Consider the following 14,430-nt stretch of genomic DNA (forward strand, 5'->3'; position numbering starts at 1 on the left):
TACAGGGCATGCTCAGAAAGCACCGGGTGGTCGACCACGTCGTCGGGCACCTCGCGGGAATCGGCATCGAATACATCTTCGGTGTCGACGGCGCCAACATCGAAGATCTGTACGACGCAGCATATTTCTGGCCTGATATCACCGCGGTGCTGGCCAAGCACGAGTTCTCCGCGGCCACGATGGCCGACGGCTACAGCCGCAGCGGCGCCGGCCTGGGTGTGGTGGCGGCGACCTCCGGCGGGGGCGCGCTGAACCTCGTTCCCGGTCTGGGGGAGTCGTTTGCCAGCCGGGTGCCGGTGTTGGCGCTGGTCGGCCAGCCCGCGACCACGATGGATGGCTGCGGCAGCTTTCAGGACACCAGCGGTCGCAACGGTTCGCTAAACGCCGAGGCACTGTTCTCCGCGGTGTCGGTATTCTGTCGGCGGGTGCTGATGCCCGCCGACATCGCCGCGTCAGTGTCGGCTGCCGTGGCGGCGGCGCGAACCGGCGGACCCGCGGTGTTACTGCTGCCGAAAGATATTCAACAGTCCGTCGTGGCGACCAACGGCTTCACCGCTGCTGGCGAGCGCCCGCGGGTTATCGGTGACCCGCATCCGATCGTGCAAGCGCTGCGCCGGGTGACCGGACCGGTAACGATCATCGCCGGCGAGCAAGTCGCCCGCGATGACGCGCGGGCCGAACTGGCATCGCTGCGGGCGGTGCTGCGTGCGCGGGTTGCGTGTGTCCCCGACGCCAAAGACGTCGCCGGTACACCGGGTTTGGGGCTATCGTCGGCACTCGGGGTCACCGGAGTCATGGGTCACCCCGGTGTGGCGGGGGCGGTGGCGGCCAGCGCGTTGTGCCTGCTGGTGGGCACCCGGTTGCCGGTGACCGCGCGCACCGGTCTCGACGACGCGCTGGCGGCGGTGCGCACGATCTCGATCGGATCCGCGCCGCCCTACATTCCGTGCACCCACGTGCACACCGACGATCTGCGGACATCGCTGCGGATGCTGACCGGCATGCTCACCGGGCCCGGGCGGCCAGCCGGGATTCGGGTGCCCGATATGGTGTCGAGCAGCGAGTTGAGTCCGCCGGTGTTCGATGGCGCCGGGGTGCGCTACCGCGACGCCATGGGCGTGCTCGATCGCGTCTTGCCCGACGGTGTCGACATTGTCGTCGACGCCGGCAACACCGGCGCGGCGGCCGTGCATTACCTGCCGGCGCGGCGCCGGGGCCGCTTCGTCGTCGCGCTGGGCATGGGCGGCATGGGCTACAGCTTCGGCGCCGGTATCGGGATGGCGTTCGCGCGCGCGAAACACCGGCCACCCGGCGGGCGCGTGGTGGTGATCGCGGGGGATGGCGCGTTTTTCATGCATGGCATGGAGGTGCACACCGCGGTGCAGTATCGGCTGCCGGTGACGTTCGTGTTGTTCAACAACAACGCCCACGCCATGTGCGTGACCCGCGAACAGCTGTTCTACGGCGGCCGGTACAGCTACAACCGGTTCGGCCCGAGCCGACTGGGGGCCGGTTTGGCGGCGATGTTCCCGGGGCTGGCCTGCGTCGAGGTCACCGACCCCGACGGGTTGAGCGCGGCGATGCGCACGGCCCTCGATCTCGACGGGCCGGCGGTGGTCAGCGTCGAATGCGCGGCCGACGAAATCCCGCCGTTTGCACCATTCCTCAACGGCCAGGTAGCCAACATTACTGCCAGACAACAGATCCCAACTAGTGAGGAGAACACAACCGATGTCGCTGCCAGCGCTTGACGATATCATCGCCCATAGGCGCACCACCGAGCCGATCGAGGGACTGGTGCGAATCGAGACCTCACCGCTGGAGCAGACCGCCCCGGTCCTTATGGCCAAGTTGCGCTCGGTGTACCCGCACGACGAAGTCTTCGGCCAGTACTGCACGGTCAACGACTACATCGACTGCCCGCCCGGCGAGCTGTTCGAATACCTGGCCGACACCCGCAGCCTCGAGGAGTGGACCTACACCCTGCGCGGCTTCACCCCCACCGACGAGCCCGGACTTTGGGTGGCCTACGACCGGTTGCTCCCGGACACCAAGATCTACACCCGCACCGCGGCCAATGCCGAGGCCCGGACCGTCGACTACCACTGCGCCTGGGATCAGGGCAAACACCTGTGGATGATCTACCTGATGCGGGTGCTGGACGCGCAGGTGGTGCTCAACCAGCCGGGTTCGGTTGTGCTGTGGACCAATTGCCGTCACCCGTTCTACGACGAGAACCCGTATCCCGAGGCTGCTCCCTCCGGGCGCACCGGCTGGGTCGGTGACTTCTGGGATCTGTTCGGCGCCGGCCATGCGCTGGAGCTGAACAATCTGAAGACGATCGCCGAGTACCGGCACCGCAACGGCCTGCCGATCACGCCGGCCTGGATGAGATGAGGTCACCGTGAACCGGCCCACCGTCAGCCTGACCGATGTCTCCGGCTACCTTCCCGGCGAGCCGGTCAGCGCCGACTACTATGCACAATTCGCCGATTCCGACGAGTTACGTGACAATCTCATGTTCCGTGCGCCCGCGTTTCGCCACCACGTCGGGCCGGAGGAAACCGCGATCGACATGATCGAACGAGCCGCGCAAGGATTGGTCGAACGCCACGGCCGGGATGCCCTTGCCAATGTCGACGTGCTGATCACCCACACCCAGCTACCGGACATCCCGTTCTACGGCGCGGGGGGTGGTGTCGCTCACCGGCTGGGCATGCGCCCGTCCTGGGTGCTCGACCTGCACAACGGCGGGTGCGCGGCATTCGTGCTGGGGCTCAAGGTCGCCCGCCGTCTGCTGGCGTCGGGGGAAGGACGGACCGCCCTGATCGCGGTCGCGCAGAACGCTGCCGGCCAGGTTTTCGACCAGCCGGGAGTGCGCCGCAAGGCGCAGGCGGCGATTCCCGGTGACGGCGCCGCGGTCGGCCTTGTCACACTCTCCGATCGATCACCCATCCTCGACGTCGAGTGCCGCACCTACGGCGAGTATGCCGGTGACATGACCCTCACCATCGACCCGCCCCGCAAGTGGTGGCAGCCCGGGCCCGGCGAGGGGTTCATCGGTTTCACCGAAACCAGGATCGCCAAGGTGCTCGCCCGCGGCAACCGCCAGGTTCCCGAGGTGGCACTCGCGGTGTGCGATCGAATCGGCATATCGCCCAAAGACATTGACTTGCTGGTCACCAACCAGCCCAACCGTGTTTTTCTGCGTAACTGGCGCGACGCCCTGCAGGTGCCATGCGAACGCCATCGGGATACCTTTGATGAGTGCGGTAACCTCTTCGGTGCCGGCATCCCGATCAACCTGCACCGCGCGATAACCGACGGGCAGATCCATGCCGGCGATGTCGTTTTGATGGCCGCCTTCGCTCATGCCGGTGACTTTGCCGGCGCGGCCGTCGTGCAGTGGGGTGGGTGAGATCGATGATCGAAGCGGCGCAAGCGAGGTCGGCCGCCGCTGAGATCCTCGGCGCGCTGTCTCCGGCGGTCGATCCGTTCGCATTGGCCCTCAACGAGAGCCCGTTCCCTCCATTACCGGCGGTGCGCTCGGCTTTGGTTCGCTCTGTCGACACGGTCAACCGCTACCCGGAGTTCCGGCCCCGACGGCGCGGTGCGCATCGCCGTCGGCGGCCGCGCCTCCACCCTGGCGGTGCTGTCCGCGCTGGGAAAGCCGCCGCGCTGACCCACCCACGGCCAAAAGTGCGGTAAGAAAGAGCGTGGCCGCCGAGCAACCCGATAAGCGATCCGCCAAACCCGACCCGATCGCTCAGGCGAGGGCCAACTGGGAGCGCGCCGGCTGGGGCGAGGTCGCGGACGGCATGGTCGCGGTGACCTCGGTGATGCGGGCTCACCAGATCTTGCTCGCTCGGGTCGAGGCGGCGCTGCGCCCGTACGATCTGAGCTTTTCCCGCTTCGAGTTATTGCGTCTGCTGGCGTTTAGCCGCACCGGGGCGTTGCCGATCACCAAGGCGTCCGACCGGTTGCAGGTGCACGTCACCAGCGTCACCCATGCGATTCGCCGGCTGGAAGCCGACGGGCTGGTCAAGCGAGTGCCGCACCCTACCGACGGGCGCACCACCCTGGTGCAGATCACCGATTTGGGCCGTTCCACGGTCGAAGACGCCACGATCACGCTCAACGAGCGGGTGTTCGCCGATATCGGGATGTCCGTCGAGGAAGCCCGGGCGTTGGTGGCGTCGATTGAAACGTTGCGCCACAACGCCGGGGATTTCTGACTCGGATCGAGGTCGCCACGAAGCGCACGCGTGCCCGCGCGGTTGATCCACAGCGTACCGGGGAGGACTCTTGTCGTCCGCCTAATAGCATTTCGAATCTGATCACATAACGCACTCGACGGCGACGCCGATTTGGCGCTGATGTAGGTGTCCCCGGACCTGATCGACTTCGATTGGCCCGATGCGTCATGGCCGTGCACAATCGGCGGCAAATCGCACTATGTGTGGGGGATGCGTCACTGTCCCGTCTCAAGGTTGTGGAGCGGGCCGGCCGTACCTCCGAGGCAGTAACGCCAACAGCTTTGGCCTCATTTGCTTCAAAAATCACTTGCGCCACAGTAGTTCCGCTTGGGGATGACGTCCGCGGTTGTCGAGCCATTGTGATAGCATTCGAACATGCATTCGAGTTGCTCGCGGGAGGCGATCGTCGAGGTCTTCGACGCCCTGGAGGCCGACATGCGCCGGGCGCTGGGGCTGTCCTGTGATGCGCTGACGACCCCGGAATGCCTGGCGATGCTGCAGCGCTGCGAAATAGTGCGGCGCCTGCTGCCGGTGATCGAGCATCCGTTGATCCATAAGGTCGCCGAGCAGGCCGACCCCACCGATCTGGGCGGCACACTGCCGTTTGCGCTGGCCGAGCGGTTACGCATCACCCGCGCGGAGGCCTCCCGCCGGGTGACCGAGGCCGCCGATTTGGGGCCGCGCCGGGCGCTGACCGGCGAACCCTTACCGCCGCGGCTGAGCGCCACCGCCGCCGCGCAGCGCGCCGGGCGCATCGGCGCCGGTCATGTGCGGGTGATCCGGGAGTTCATCCACCGGCTGCCCGGCTTCGTCGACCTGGACACCCGCCGGCAGGCCGAGGAGCGGCTGGCCGGGCTGGCCCAGGAGTATCGCCCCGAGCAGCTGGCCAAGCTGGCCGACAAGCTCAGTGATTGTGTAAACCCCGACGGCACTTTCACCGATGGGGATCGCGCGCGCCGCCGCGCAGTAACGTTGGGCCCCCAAGACCCCGACGGCATGTCGCCGCTGCGGGGCTGGCTGTCCCCGTCCGCCCGCGCCGCCCTGGAGGCGGTGCTGGCCAAGCTGGCCGCCCCCGGCATGGCCAACCCCCACGATCGCACGCCGGTGCTGGATGGCGCACCGTCGGAGGAGGCGATCCAACGCGACACCCGCGGCACCGGCCAGCGCAACCACGACGGGCTGCACGCCGCGCTGCGGGCGATCTTGGCGTCGGGGAGGTTGGGCCAGCACAACGGGTTGCCGGCGTCGATCATCGTCACCACCAGCCTGCACGAGTTGGAGGCCGGCGCCGGGCGCGCACTGACCGGCGGTGGATCGCTGCTGCCGATGGGTGATGTCATCCGGCTGGCCTCCCACGCCCACCATTACCTGGCGATTTTCGACAAGGGCAGGGCGATCGGGCTCTATCACAGCAAACGACTCGCCTCACCGGGTCAACGAATCGTGCTCTACGCCAAGGACCGGGGGTGCACCGCGCCGGGCTGCGACGTGCCCGGCTATCTCACCGAGGTGCACCACGTCACCGATTTCGCCGACTGCCAGCGCACCGACATCGACGATCTGACCCTTGCCTGCGGCAGCCATCACCGACTCGTCACCCGCGGTACCTGGATGACCCGCAAACGCAAAGACGGCACCACCGAATGGCTCCCGCCCGCTCATCTCGAGCACGGCCGGCCGCGAATCAACCTGTTCCATCACCCCGAGAAACTCCTCCGCGAGGACGATGACGACGATGACGACGGCCCGTAGCGCTCGCAGCGCCGCTACGGGTGCGCCCCCACGAAGACGATCGATCGCGGCCACCGTCGCATCGGGAACCTTCGGTTCTCGACCGACGGCCGCCAAACAGTGCTCATGACCGCGGTCCCAGCCCCCGGGTCGCGACCGGATGCAAAGCCCGCCGGCGCGCCAACGGCGGTGAGGCACCCGCGCGGCCTGCAAACGCGCAGACCGCGGTTCGTTCCGGCTGCGACTCGGGGCATATCGAACCACCCGAGACGTTAACGGCCCCGGCTGCCAGCGCCTGCCGCGGCGATGGTTGCCCACTGAGAAGCGCTTCGGATCGCCGCTCAGCTCCTGCGCAGCATCTCGATGACCGCGCTGAAGTCCTTGTCGGGATGCTCGGCGGCGAACTTGGCGTAGATCTCCGCGGCATGCCGGCCCAGCGGGGCGGCCGAACCGGTGGATGCCACCGCATCCATCGCCAGACCCAGATCCTTGTTCATCAAGGCGGCGGCGAAGCCCGGCTTGAAGTCGTGGTTGGCCGGCGACGTCGGCACCGGCCCGGGCACCGGGCAGTTGGTGTGCACCGCCCAGCAGTTGCCGGTCGCACCGGTGATGACGTCGTAGAGCGACTGGGCGGACAGCCCCAGCCTCTCGGCCAGCACGAAGGCCTCGCCGATCGCGATCTGCTGCACCGCGAGCACCATGTTGTTGCAAAGCTTGGCGGCCTGGCCGGCTCCAGCCGCTCCGCAGTGAATGATTTTGCCCGCCAAGGGTTCCAGCACCGGTCGCGCGCGCTCGACGGCGGATGCGTCGCCACCGACCATGAAGGCCAAGGTGCCTGCCACAGCACCCGCTACGCCACCGGAGACGGGAGCGTCGATTTGGGGATTTCCCCGCGATTCGGCCAAGGCATGCACCTCGCGGGCGTGGTTGACCGAGATGGTGGAGCTGTCGATGAATAGCGCGCCGGGCGCCGCGGCGGGCAGGACCTCGGCGTAGCAGCGTTTGACGATGTCACCGTTGGGCAGCATGGTGAAAACCACCTCCGCGTCGGCTACCGCTTCGGCGCCGCTGTCGAACACGACGACACCGTTTTCGGCGGCGGCCGCGGCGGCCTCGGGCATCGGGTCAAAGCCGTGGACACGATGGCCCGCGGCCACCAGATTCGCCGACATCGGCCCCCCCATGTTGCCTAAACCCAGGAAAGCGATCCTGAAGAAATTGGTCATCGGCTCTCCCGTGCGGTGGTGCGGACTCGCGCGGCTTCGGCGCGGCCGATGACCATCCGCATTATTTCGTTGGTTCCCTCCAGGATTCGGTGCACTCGCAGATCACGCACAATCTTCTCCAGACCGTACTCGCGCAAATAACCGTAGCCGCCGTGTAACTGCAAAGCCTTATCGGCGACATCGAAACACGCGTCGGTGACATAGCGTTTGGCCATCGCGCACAGCTTGACCTTATCGGGGTCGTCACTGTCCAGCGCACTCGCAGCCCGCCACAACAACATTCGCGATGCTTCCAAAGCGGTGGCCATATCGGCCAATGTGAACCTTATGGTCGGCTCGTCGAGCAAACTGGCACCGAACGCCTGGCGGTCCCGCAGATACGGCACCGCTTTGTCGAACGCGGCCTGCGCACCGCCGAGCGAGCACGCCGCGATGTTGATCCGGCCGCCGTTGAGGCCGTTCATCGCGATACCGAAACCGGCGCCTTCGCCGTCTACGCCACCCAACATCGCGTCCGCGGGGACCCGTACGCCTTCGAACACCACCTGGGCCGTCGGTTGCGCATTCCAGCCCATCTTCTCTTCGTGGGCGCCGAAACTCAGCCCGGGAGTCCCTTTCTCGACGACGAACGTCGATATCCCGCGGGGGCCTTCGGCTCCGGTGCGAGCCATCACAACGTACACATCCGAGGCTCCGGCGCCGGATATGAACTGCTTGACACCATCGAGAACGTAATCACCGCCCTGCCGGACGGCGCGGGTGCGCAACGCGCCGGCATCCGAGCCCGCCCCGGGCTCGGTCAAACAGTAGCTGGCGATGGCATCCATCGTCGCCAGCCGCGGCACCCAGATCTTGCGCTGCTCCTCGGTGCCGAAGGCATCGATCATCCAGGCGCACATGTTGTGGATCGACAGGAACGCGGCGATGCTCGGATCGGCGATGGCCAGCTGCTCGAAGATACGCACCCCGTCGAGCCGGCGTAACCCGCTTCCCCCCACGTCGTCGCGGCAGTAGATCGCCGCCATCCCGAGTTCGGCCGCCTCGCGCAACACGTCCACCGGGAAGTGCTTGGTGGCATCCCATTCCAGGGCATACGGGGCGATCCGTTTCTCGGCGAATGCGGCGGCCGTCTCGACGATCACCCGGTCCTCATCGCTGAGGGCGAGAAGTTGCATCGTGGCGCCTATTTCATTGTCGGGATGACGAACTCGGCACCGTCTTTGATGCCCGACGGCCAGCGCGAGGTGACGGTTTTGACCTTGGTGTAGAACTGGATCGACGCCGGCCCGTGCTGGTTGAGGTCACCGAAGCCGGATCGCTTCCAGCCGCCGAAGGTGTGGTAGGCCACCGGGACCGGGATCGGCACGTTGACCCCGACCATGCCGACCTGTACCCGGGAGGTGAAGTCGCGGGCGGTGTCGCCGTCGCGGGTGAAGATCGCCACCCCGTTGCCGTACTCGTGCTGCGACGGCAGACGCAGCGCTTCCTCGTAGTCGTGGGCGCGGACGATACACAGCACCGGCCCGAAGATCTCGTCGGTGTAGATCGACATGTCGGGGGTGACATGGTCGAACAGGGTCGGCCCGATGAAGAATCCGCCTTCCAGGTTCGCGTCACCGAATGTCAGGTCATCGCTGCGGCGCTCGCGGCCGTCGATCACCACTTCGGCGCCCGCCGCCTCACCCTGGTCGATGTAATCGCGCACCCGCTTTAACGCGGCCTCGGTCACCAGCGGCCCGTAGTCGGCCTTGGGATCCAGGCTGTGGCCCACCCGTAGGCCGTTGACGCGCTCAATAAGCCTGGCGCGCAACCGCTCCGCAATTTGCTCACCGACGGGCACCGCAACGCTGATCGCCATGCAGCGTTCGCCGGCACTGCCGTACCCGGCACCGACCAGTGCGTCGACGGCCTGATCCAGGTTGGCGTCGGGCATCACGATCATGTGGTTCTTCGCGCCCCCGAAGCATTGGGCCCGCTTGTCGTTGGCGGCCGCTGTCGCGTAGATGTAGTGGGCGATATCGGAACTGCCGACGAAACCGACCGCCTTGATGTCGGGGTGACTGAGGATGGCGTCTACGGCCTCTTTGTCGCCGTGGACGACCTGAAATACGCCGGGGGGCAGGCCGGCTTCGGTGAACAGCTCGGCCAGCCGTACGGGTACTGACGGGTCTCGTTCAGAAGGCTTGAGAATGAACGCGTTTCCACACGCGATAGCGGGGCCCGCCTTCCACAGGGGGATCATCGCCGGGAAGTTGAACGGCGTGATACCGGCGACGACGCCGAGCGGCTGGCGCAACGAGTAGACGTCGATGCCCGGCCCGGCGCCTTCGCTGAACTCGCCTTTGAGCAGGTGGGGTATGCCGATGCAGAACTCGATCACCTCGATCCCGCGCTGGATGTCGCCGCGGGAGTCCGACAGTGTCTTGCCGTGTTCGAGCGAGAGCAGCTCGGCCAGCTCATCCATGTGGTCGTTGACCAATTGGACGAAGCGCATCAGCACTCGCGCCCGGCGCTGCGGGTTCCATGCGGCCCAGCCCTGCTGTGCCTCCACGGCCGATGCCACCGCGGCGTCGACATCGGCCTTGGTGCCCATCGGCACGGTGGCCTGGACCTGGCCGGTGTTGGGGTTGAACACATCACCGCTGCGCGGGGATTGCCCGGCGGTGCGCCGGCCGTCAATGAAATGGGGAATCTGCGTGGTCATGGGGTGTCCTTGGCGGCTGGGGTAGATATCCGGAATACTTGCATATCCTAGTAACCGTCGTCTGGGTTGGCAAGTTGGCCGATGGGTGACGCCGGCAGGCTCCACGTCCGGCGTGGCCGATAACGCGACGCCGAGTAGCTGGAGCCCCACTTCCACATCAGCGCCATGCTGCCGACCAACAGCAGGCCCACCTCGGAAACCCCCGAGGAATTCTGGGACAACTGGCTGTGGTGCAGCTGGGCGGATCGGGAAACCGGATACCAGCGCTCCGTCACGGTGTCGATCTACCAAGCGACGGACGGCGAACGGGAGGTCGATGGGGTCCGGGACATGATGCGGGACGAGTGTTCGGAGCGGGCTGAATCTACCGACTCCGAACTCGGAGGCCTACGAGATCACCGGCCGGCGGCCTCGCCTACCTGGTGTCGCGCAGAGTGCGAATGAACTCCTGGGCCTCCTCCCAGGTGGGCAGCAGGCCGGCCGCTTGTACCTGCTCCAGCGTCTGCGCGTCGCGGTCACGTTCGGACATGCGAAGCCCAAACCCGTCGATCGCAGGCCAATCGATTCCCAGCGCCGGGTCCGTCGCGCAGATGGTGTGCTCTCGCGCGGGATTGTATTCACTGGAGCATAGGTAGATCACTGTCGAATTATCCTGCAGCGCGAGGAAGCCATGTGCCAGGCCTTCGGAGATGTACACCGATCTGCGTTCTTGGTCGTTAAGCAGCACCGAAGTCCACTGACCGAATGTCGGTGAGCCCACACGAATGTCGACCACGACATCAAACACCGACCCGTGCAAGCAGGTGACGTATTTGGCCTGACTCGGCGGCAGCTGAGCGAAATGTAAGCCGCGCAGGACACCAGTCGAAGACACCGAACAGTTGGCCTGGCGGACATTCAGGCGGTGACCGGCAAACGCGGTGAACGTTCGCTCGGTCAGCCATTCGAAAAATAGTCCCCGGGTATCGGAATGCAGCAGTGGGACAATCTCCCAGGCACCCGGAATGTCGAGTTCGCGGACCTGCATGTCACTGACCGCGTTGTTCGTATCGGTCCTCAACGGCATCCTTGAGCGGGCCCCACCATGATTCGTTGTCGCGATACCACTCGATCGTATCGCGTAGCCCCTCCTCGAAATCGATATGCTTTGGAGCCCAGCCCAATTCACTATATAATGCGGAGGGATCGATGGCGTAGCGCACGTCATGCCCAGCGCGGTCCGGGACATGATCGAAATCGTCGGGGTCGCGGCCCATCATTTTCAACAGCGTGCGCAGCACGGTCAGGTTGTCTCGCTCGCTTTCGGCTCCGATGAGGTAAGTTCGGCCGATCTGGCCTTTTTCGAGGATTCGCCAGACCGCCTCGTTGTGGTCGTCGACGTGGATCCAGTCGCGGATGTTAGCTCCGCTACCGTACAGCTTGGGCCGCCGCCCGGTGAGCACATTGGTGATCTGGCGGGGAATGAACTTTTCCACGTGTTGGTACGGGCCATAATTATTCGAGCAATTGGAAATGGTCGCGCGCACGCCGTAAGACCGTACCCAGGATCGCACCAGCATATCGGCGGAGGCCTTGGTCGCCGAGTACGGGCTCGAGGGGTTGTAGGGTGTGGACTCGGTGAAGCGTCGGGGGTGGTCGATCGCGAGGTCGCCGTAGACCTCGTCGGTGGAGACGTGGTGCAACCGCACACCGTGGCGCCGTACCGCTTCCAAAATGGTGAACGTCCCCATGATGTTCGTGCGCAGGAAGGGCGCGGGGTCGGCCAGAGCGTTGTCGACGTGGGTCTCAGCAGCGAAGTGCACAACCACGTCGGATTCGGCAACCAGCCGGGAAACCAGGTCGGCGTCTGTGACATCGCCCTGGATCAACCGGATCTCGCCGGCGACGTCGGCGAGAGACTCGCGGCTGCCCGCATATGTCAGCGCGTCCAACACGGTCACGGCGTGCTCGGGATGGTGGCGCACCGCGCTGTGCACGAAATTGGCGCCGATGAATCCGGCGCCTCCGGTGACCAGCAGCCGCATGCTCAAACCATAGCCCGGCCGACGCTGCGGGCCGGGAGGCCCGCGGAGGAGGCGGGCGCTCAGTTCGGGTCCGGCCGACGCTGCGGGCCGGGAGGCCCGCGGAGGAGGCGGGCGCTGGTCCGGCCGACGCTGCGGGCCGGGAGGCCCGCGGAGGAGGCGGGCGCTCAGTTCGGCGGCGCCAGCGATAGCGCACCGGCCAGGTCGGCCAGTGTGCGCAGCAGGTCGTCGGGCTTTCCCAGCACTTGGATCGCCACGTGGTCGGCGCCGGCGTCGAGGTGCTGGTTGAGCCGCTCGGCGACGGCTTCCGGGGTCCCGGAGGCCACTAGCGCGTCGATCAGCTTGTCGCTACCAGGTTTGCGCACGTCGTCCTTGGTGAACCCGAGTCGGCGCCAGTTATTTACGTAGTTGCTCAAGCCCAGGTAGAAGTCGATGAACCTGCGACCGACCGCGCGGGCTTCCCCGGTGTCCGCGGTGAGCACCACCTTGTGCTCCGGGGCCAGGAACGCGGCGTCGCCCATCAACTGGCGGGCCCATGCGGTGTGTTCCGGTGTGGTCAGATACGGGTGGGCGCCGGCGCTGCGGTGCGCCGCCAGCGTCAGCACCCTCGGGCCTAGCGCCGCGATCACCCGGCGGCCGACCGGCACCGCGGCGGCGTCTAGGTCATCGAGATAGCCGACGAGCGCGTCGTAGGGCCTTGTGTAGTGCTTCGTGTGCTCGGGGTGGCCGACCCCGATACCGAGTAAGAATCGACCCGGGTATCGAGTTTCGATGCGCCGGTAGGACTCGGCGGCTACCGCGGCGGGGGCCGACCAGATATTGATGATCCCGGTCGCCAGCTGCAGGGACGTTGTCTGGGCCAGGGCCGGCTCGACCCAGGCCAGGCCGGCGTCGGGTGACCCGCCGATCCACACGGCCCCGTAACCGAGCGACTCGATCTGTTTCGCGAGGTCGGGAGTTATCCAGCGGGTCCCCAGCCAGACACCGAACCGGCCCAGGTTGGGCTTGAGCGACACCGTCTTGCTCATCGGCCTCCGTTTCTGTGGTCGGGAGTCTATGGCCGGGAAGGGATCCTCGCTCACCTGAAGGCCAGCCCGACCGGCGCTGGGGTCCGTCTCCCACCTCTGATCCACCTCTGATGAGGACCTGAGGAGAACCTGGTCAGCGACGCGGGCGGCCAATTGCGCAGTTGTCCGCGAGAGCTCGGCAGTTGTCGTTTCCTCCCAGATCCTCCCAGACCGCCAGGTGGCCGAGCGAGCCGATGGGCCCCGCGGGTTGAGCGGTGCGAATTCCAGCAGACCCGCCGCTGTGGTGCCGACAATGCGCGCCGGTCGGGCAGCGAGGGGATTTTGCGTGTGGTGCGTTGCTGCGGGTATCGTGGATCGTCGGTGCGGCGTCTGTGCCGGCTCTTTGCGTGTCCAGTACTCGCGGAACTTCCTGCCACCTGTTCACGTTTGCAGTCCGAACACGTGCTGCACCGAATCGGGCGCACTGACATTGACGAACAGAACGAAAAGCAAGGACACGGAGGACGGCCGAAAGGTAATGGCCAAAAAGGATGGTGTCATCGAGGTTGAGGGTCGGGTGATCGAGCCCCTGCCCAATGCGATGTTCCGCATCGAGCTGGAGAACGGACACAAGGTGCTCGCTCACATCAGCGGCAAGATGCGCCAACACTACATCCGCATTCTGCCGGAGGACCGGGTGGTGGTGGAGTTGTCTCCTTATGACCTGTCCCGGGGACGCATCGTGTACCGCTACAAGTAGCAGCACGACCGACCGACACTGTCGAAGACCACCGAAGCGCGAGAATAGGACCGCGAGAATAGGACCAAAGTGCCGTGAAGGTGAAGCCGAGCGTCAAGCCGATATGCGATAAGTGCCGGGTGATCCGCCGGCACGGGCGGGTCATGGTGATCTGCCCCGATCCGCGCCACAAGCAGCGACAGGGCTAGCCGCGCACACCGCACGCGATCCCCATCACAACTGAATGCAGACCTCCCAGTACCTGTGAGCGGGTCGGCCGCTCATTCACACCCGGAACGGAGGCCGGGGCCCGCCGGCAGGCGGGAACGGACTGGGACCAGACCTCCGCGAAGAAAGAGGTAATGCCACGCATGGCCCGACTGGTCGGCGTCGACCTGCCGCGCGATAAGCGCATGGAGGTCGCCCTCACGTATATCTATGGAATCGGCCGAAGCCTCTCCAACGAGATTTTGGCCGCGACCGGCATCGACCGGGATCTGCGAACCAAGGATCTCACCGATGATCAACTGGCGCGGTTACGCGACTACATCGAGGCCAACCTGAAGGTGGAGGGTGACCTGCGCCGCGAGGTGCAGGCCGACATTCGCCGCAAGATCGAGATCGGCTGCTACCAGGGTCTGCGTCATCGTCGCGGCCTGCCGGTGCGCGGCCAACGGACCAAGACGAACGCCCGGACCCGCAAAGGACCCAAGCGCACCATCGCAGGCAAGAAGAAAGCCAGGTAA

General features: G+C 66.1%; 15 protein-coding genes and 2 pseudogenes. 10 read left to right on the plus strand and 7 right to left on the minus strand.

What is annotated here, in order from left to right; all coding sequences use genetic code 11:
• Positions 1-8: 8 nt before the first annotated feature.
• The 6 genes and pseudogenes from QJR12_RS10495 to QJR12_RS10520 all read left to right on the plus strand — a co-directional run bounded on the left by QJR12_RS10495 (position 9) and on the right by QJR12_RS10520 (position 6,008).
• Positions 9-1,751: a thiamine pyrophosphate-dependent enzyme gene (locus QJR12_RS10495; RefSeq protein ID WP_300581686.1), complete on the plus strand. Its 1,743-nt coding sequence runs from the start codon at positions 9-11 to the stop codon at positions 1,749-1,751.
• Complete coding sequence (locus tag QJR12_RS10500; RefSeq protein ID WP_300581689.1) at positions 1,732-2,397, plus strand: SRPBCC family protein; 666 nt, start codon at positions 1,732-1,734, stop codon at positions 2,395-2,397. The genes QJR12_RS10495 and QJR12_RS10500 overlap by 20 nt, the downstream gene beginning before the upstream one ends.
• 7 nt (positions 2,398-2,404) lie before the next feature.
• Positions 2,405-3,418 carry a 3-oxoacyl-[acyl-carrier-protein] synthase III C-terminal domain-containing protein gene (locus tag QJR12_RS10505; RefSeq protein ID WP_300581692.1) on the plus strand — a complete coding sequence of 338 codons (1,014 nt, stop codon included), beginning with the start codon at positions 2,405-2,407 and terminating at the stop codon, positions 3,416-3,418.
• A gap of 5 nt (positions 3,419-3,423) precedes the next feature.
• Positions 3,424-3,612 (plus strand): annotated as a pseudogene (locus tag QJR12_RS10510) (aminotransferase); the annotation flags it as partial.
• A 104-nt stretch (positions 3,613-3,716) separates the two neighbouring features.
• A complete protein-coding gene (locus QJR12_RS10515; RefSeq protein ID WP_300581695.1) occupies positions 3,717-4,235 on the plus strand; it encodes a MarR family transcriptional regulator in 519 nt (172 codons plus the stop codon).
• Positions 4,236-4,631: 396 nt separating this feature from the next.
• Positions 4,632-6,008: an HNH endonuclease signature motif containing protein gene (locus QJR12_RS10520; RefSeq protein WP_300581697.1), complete on the plus strand. Its 1,377-nt coding sequence runs from the start codon at positions 4,632-4,634 to the stop codon at positions 6,006-6,008.
• A gap of 320 nt (positions 6,009-6,328) precedes the next feature.
• On the opposite strand, the gene mmsB is transcribed toward QJR12_RS10520, so the two are convergent.
• From mmsB to QJR12_RS10540, 4 genes are read right to left on the minus strand one after another with little or no spacing between them, the layout of a single operon-like run.
• Positions 6,329-7,213 (minus strand): 3-hydroxyisobutyrate dehydrogenase, encoded by an 885-nt coding sequence (gene mmsB / locus QJR12_RS10525; RefSeq protein ID WP_300581702.1) that lies wholly within the window; start codon positions 7,211-7,213, stop codon positions 6,329-6,331.
• Positions 7,210-8,388: an isobutyryl-CoA dehydrogenase gene (locus QJR12_RS10530; RefSeq protein WP_300581705.1), complete on the minus strand. Its 1,179-nt coding sequence runs from the start codon at positions 8,386-8,388 to the stop codon at positions 7,210-7,212. The genes mmsB and QJR12_RS10530 overlap by 4 nt, the downstream gene beginning before the upstream one ends.
• Positions 8,389-8,396: 8 nt before the next feature.
• Entirely contained in the window at positions 8,397-9,917 is a 1,521-nt protein-coding gene (locus QJR12_RS10535) for a CoA-acylating methylmalonate-semialdehyde dehydrogenase (protein WP_300581708.1), read from the minus strand.
• Positions 9,918-9,964: 47 nt separating this feature from the next.
• Positions 9,965-10,192, minus strand: coding sequence for a hypothetical protein (locus tag QJR12_RS10540; RefSeq protein ID WP_300582500.1), 228 nt, complete (start codon positions 10,190-10,192; stop codon positions 9,965-9,967).
• On the opposite strand from QJR12_RS10540, the pseudogene QJR12_RS10545 reads away from it, so the two are divergent.
• Positions 10,083-10,329 (plus strand): annotated as a pseudogene (locus QJR12_RS10545) (hypothetical protein); the annotation flags it as partial. The gene QJR12_RS10540 and the pseudogene QJR12_RS10545 overlap by 110 nt on opposite strands.
• Positions 10,330-10,332: 3 nt before the next feature.
• Here QJR12_RS10545 and rfbC read toward each other — a convergent pair.
• From rfbC to QJR12_RS10560, 3 genes are all read right to left on the minus strand, one after another.
• Positions 10,333-10,944: a dTDP-4-dehydrorhamnose 3,5-epimerase gene (rfbC, locus tag QJR12_RS10550; protein WP_300582408.1), complete on the minus strand. Its 612-nt coding sequence runs from the start codon at positions 10,942-10,944 to the stop codon at positions 10,333-10,335.
• A 1-nt stretch (position 10,945) separates the two neighbouring features.
• Positions 10,946-11,941 (minus strand): dTDP-glucose 4,6-dehydratase, encoded by a 996-nt coding sequence (rfbB, locus tag QJR12_RS10555; protein WP_300581710.1) that lies wholly within the window; start codon positions 11,939-11,941, stop codon positions 10,946-10,948.
• Positions 11,942-12,105: 164 nt separating this feature from the next.
• Positions 12,106-12,966, minus strand: a complete 861-nt coding sequence (locus QJR12_RS10560; protein ID WP_300581712.1) for an LLM class F420-dependent oxidoreductase — start codon at positions 12,964-12,966, stop codon at positions 12,106-12,108.
• A gap of 517 nt (positions 12,967-13,483) precedes the next feature.
• On the opposite strand from QJR12_RS10560, the gene infA reads away from it, so the two are divergent.
• The 3 genes from infA to rpsM all read left to right on the plus strand — a co-directional run bounded on the left by infA (position 13,484) and on the right by rpsM (position 14,430).
• Positions 13,484-13,705 carry a translation initiation factor IF-1 gene (gene infA, locus QJR12_RS10565; RefSeq protein WP_300581715.1) on the plus strand — a complete coding sequence of 74 codons (222 nt, stop codon included), beginning with the start codon at positions 13,484-13,486 and terminating at the stop codon, positions 13,703-13,705.
• A 74-nt stretch (positions 13,706-13,779) separates the two neighbouring features.
• Positions 13,780-13,893, plus strand: coding sequence for a 50S ribosomal protein L36 (rpmJ, locus tag QJR12_RS10570; RefSeq protein ID WP_213442208.1), 114 nt, complete (start codon positions 13,780-13,782; stop codon positions 13,891-13,893).
• Between the two features lie 162 nt (positions 13,894-14,055).
• Positions 14,056-14,430: a 30S ribosomal protein S13 gene (gene rpsM / locus QJR12_RS10575; protein ID WP_300582410.1), complete on the plus strand. Its 375-nt coding sequence runs from the start codon at positions 14,056-14,058 to the stop codon at positions 14,428-14,430.

Source organism: Mycobacterium sp. (assembly GCF_029961025.1).
Lineage (GTDB): Bacteria > Actinomycetota > Actinomycetes > Mycobacteriales > Mycobacteriaceae > Mycobacterium.